Source organism: Achromobacter sp. (assembly GCF_057314935.1).
On sequence record NZ_DBHKZA010000090.1, the window covers coordinates 1 to 3,567 of the forward strand.

A 3,567-nucleotide genomic window follows, 5' to 3' on the forward strand; every position below is an offset into this window, starting at 1 on the left:
TGCGCACTTGCGCGATCAGCTTGTCCAGTTCGCTCAGCATCAGGTCGATTTCTTCGGCCGTCACATTCAGCGCCGGCATGAAGCGCAGCAAATTCGGGCGCGGGGCGTTCAGCAGCAGGCCTTGCGGTTCCAGCTTGCGGGCGGCTTCGACAATCGCCGGGCCGTCGTCGCGGTCCATGATCAATGCGCGCAACAGGCCCAGGCCGCGTTCGCCCTTCATGCCGTACTTGGCCGACAGCGCCAAGAGGCCTTCGGACAGCTGCTTGGAACGCGCGTTGACGGCGTCCATGAAGCCCGGGGCGGCCAGTGCGTCAAACACGGCCACGCCCACGGCGGTGGTCAGCGGGTTGCCGTTGTACGTGCCGCCCTGGTCGCCGTGCGAGAACACGCAGGCGTCCTGGCGCGCCAGCAGGGCGGCCAGCGGCACGCCGCCGCCGATGCCCTTGGCCAGCGTCATGATGTCGGGGATGACGTCGGAATGCTGGTAGGCGAACATCTTGCCGGTGCGGCCCATGCCGGTCTGCACTTCGTCGACGATCAGCAGCAGCTGGTTTTCGTCGGCCAGGCGGCGCAAACCTTGCATGAATTCCTTGGTGGCCGGAATCACGCCGCCTTCGCCTTGCACCGGTTCCAGCATGATAGCGACGGTCTTGTCGTCGATCAGCTTCTTCACCGATTCCAGGTCGTTCAGTTCGGCCTTGGGGAAGCCTTCCACTTGCGGGGCGAACATCTTGTCCCAGCCCGGCTTGCCGGACGCGGACATGGTTGCCAGCGTGCGGCCGTGGAAGCCGTGGTTCATCGTGATGATCTTGTAGGCGCCGTTCTTCTTGACCTGGCCCCACTTGCGCGCCAGCTTGATGGCGCCTTCGTTGGCTTCGCCGCCGCTGTTGGCGAAGAAGACGCGGTCAAAGCAGGATGCGCCGGTCAGGCGCTGGGCCAGCTCGATCGAGGGGATGTTGTAGAACGCCGGCGACGGGTTCATCAGCTTTTGCGATTGTTCCACCAGCGCGCGCTGCATTTCCGGGGCGGAGTGGCCCAGGGTGTTCACCGCCCAGCCTTGGACGAAGTCCAGATATCGCTTGCCCGCGTGATCCTCCAGCCAGGATCCCTTGCCGCTCACGAACACGAGGTCCGGGCGGGAGGTGATCTCCATGAGGGTGTTGACGTTGAACTGGCTGAATTCCATGGCGGTTCCTGCGGGGTGAAAGGACAGGGATGAAGGGGAAACTTCAAGGGGGAAGCGCGAAAACGCAAATGTAGCACCGACAGAGGGATGCTATCGTGACGCACCCCCCGCCGATTCGCCCCGGGCCGCCTCAAAAGGGCCGACGCTCGGGCGCTCTATTTTATGCAAGCGGCGCGCCCCCGCGCGCCGCCCGTCGTCGCTTTTTACTGACCAATCATGAAACGTATCCTTTCCAGTCTTGCCGCCGGTCTGGCGCTGGCGGCGGCCGGCGCCCCGGCGCATGCCGACTACCCCGAACGCCCCATCCGCCTGATCGTGCCGTTCCCGCCCGGGCAGGCCACCGACATCTTCGCCCGCGCCCTGGCTGAAAAGCTGGGCGCCGCCGTCAAGCAGCCCATCGTGGTGGAAAACCGCGCCGGCGCCGGCAGCAACATCGGCATGGAACAGGCCATGCGCGCCGCGCCCGACGGCTACACGCTGGTCATCGCCGGCAGTGCCGCCGCGGTCAACCAGACGCTGTACAAGACCATCAACTACAGCCTGACCAAGGATTTCGCGCCGGTGTCGGGCGTGTTCTCGGTGCCGCTGATGTTCCTGGCCACGCCGGCGTCCGGCATCACCTCGCTTAAGCAATTGGTGACGCAAGCCCGCGCCAATCCGGGCGAACTGGCCTACGCCAGCGCCGGCATCGGCGGCACGCAGCATCTGTCCGCGGAAATGTTCAAGGCCGCAGCCGATATCGACATCCGCCACATCCCGTACAAGGGCAGCGGCCCGGCCCAGGCCGATTTCCTGGGCCACCAGGTGCCGCTGATGGTGGATTCTGTCACCGCCGGCCTGCCGCACGTGCAAAGCAAGAAGGCCGTGGCGCTGGCCGTGACGACCGCCAAGCGCTTGCCGCAGCTGCCGGACGTGCCGACCGTGGCTGAATCCGGCTACCCGGGATTCGAGGCCATCGGCTGGGCCGCCGTGCTCGCGCCGCGCGACACGCCGCCGGCGGTCACCGATTACCTGAGCAAGCAGATCGGCCATGCGCTGGGCACGCCGGAAATGCAGAAGTTCCTGCGTGACCGCGGCGCCGAACCCATGCCGTTGACGCCTGAAGCGACCGGTACGTTCATCGCCAGCGAAGTCGACAAGTGGGGCAAAGCCGTCAAGCAGTCCGGCGCGCAGGTGGATTGAAGATTCAGGATTAAGACTCCCTGCCCATCGCACCGGCAGCCGCTTGCCGCAAAAGCCGTCCCCGTAAAACAGGACGGCTTTTTTCACGACGATTGGGAGGATTTTCTGGATGATCCATCCAGCCCCGGGTGGTTTATCGCGGCGATGCGCTTGCCTAAGCTCGAAGCTCCATCGATTCATGAAGGGGTTTTTCCATGGCAGACCATTCCATCAAGGGCAAAGTCGTGCTGATCGCCGGCGGCGCCAAGAACCTGGGCGGCCTGATCGCGCGCGACCTGGCCGAGCAGGGCGCCCGCGCGGTGGCGATCCACTACAACAGCGCCGCGTCCAAAGCCGAAGCGGATGCGACCGTTGCCGCGATCCAGGCGGCCGGCGCTAAAGCGGTCGCGCTGCAAGCAGACCTGACCACCGCCGCCGCCGTCGAAAAGTTGTTCACCGACGCCGTCGCCGCGGTGGGCCGGCCCGACATCGCCATCAACACCGTCGGCAAAGTATTGAAGAAGCCCTTCACCGAGATCAGCGAAACCGAGTACGACGAGATGACGGCGGTGAACTCCAAGACCGCCTTCTTCTTCCTGCGCGAAGCGGGCCGCCATGTGAACGACAACGGCAAGGTCTGCACGCTGGTGACCTCCCTGCTGGGTGCGTTCACGCCGTTCTACGCTGCCTACGCCGGCACCAAGGCGCCGGTCGAGCACTACACCCGCGCCGCGTCCAAGGAATTCGGCGCGCGCGGCATTTCGGTGACCGCCGTGGGCCCCGGCCCGATGGACACGCCGTTCTTCTACCCGGCCGAAGGCGCCGATGCGGTGGCGTATCACAAGACCGCGGCCGCGCTGTCGCCGTTCAGCAAGACGGGCCTGACCGATATTGAAGACGTCGTGCCCTTCATCCGCCACCTGGTCAGCGACGGCTGGTGGATCACGGGCCAGACGATCCTGATCAACGGCGGCTATACGACGAAGTAAGCAGCAACGGCCTGTGCGTGGTTCCTTGTAGTGCGGACAGGCTACTCTCTCTCCTGCCGTTATCCACAGGACGATCCGCCGGTGGACGGCAGGGGACGCCAGACGCATGGACCGATTCGACCAGTACCGCGTGTTCGCCCAGGTCGCCGACATGGGCAGCTTCATCAAGGCCGCCCATGCGCTGGAGGTGCCGCGCGCCTCGGTGTCGGCGGCCATCCAGCAATTGGAGAC

4 protein-coding genes are annotated in these 3,567 nt (G+C 65.3%); 3 read left to right on the top strand and 1 reads right to left on the bottom strand.

What is annotated here, in order from left to right:
- A partial coding sequence (locus tag ACO6D5_RS25225; RefSeq protein ID WP_485826883.1) for an acetylornithine transaminase occupies window positions 1-1,186 on the bottom strand: 1,186 nt, incomplete at its 3' end.
- 216 nt (window positions 1,187-1,402) lie between these two features.
- Between ACO6D5_RS25225 and ACO6D5_RS25230 the strand changes: the two genes are divergently transcribed.
- The 3 genes from ACO6D5_RS25230 to ACO6D5_RS25240 all read left to right on the top strand — a co-directional run.
- Entirely contained in the window at window positions 1,403-2,368 is a 966-nt protein-coding gene (locus tag ACO6D5_RS25230) for a tripartite tricarboxylate transporter substrate binding protein (RefSeq protein WP_315844486.1), read from the top strand.
- 194 nt (window positions 2,369-2,562) lie between these two features.
- Window positions 2,563-3,336, top strand: coding sequence for an SDR family oxidoreductase (locus ACO6D5_RS25235; RefSeq protein WP_485826884.1), 774 nt, complete (start codon window positions 2,563-2,565; stop codon window positions 3,334-3,336).
- A gap of 106 nt (window positions 3,337-3,442) precedes the next feature.
- Window positions 3,443-3,567 (top strand): helix-turn-helix domain-containing protein (locus ACO6D5_RS25240; protein WP_485826896.1); only part of this gene is annotated, 125 nt, incomplete at its 3' end.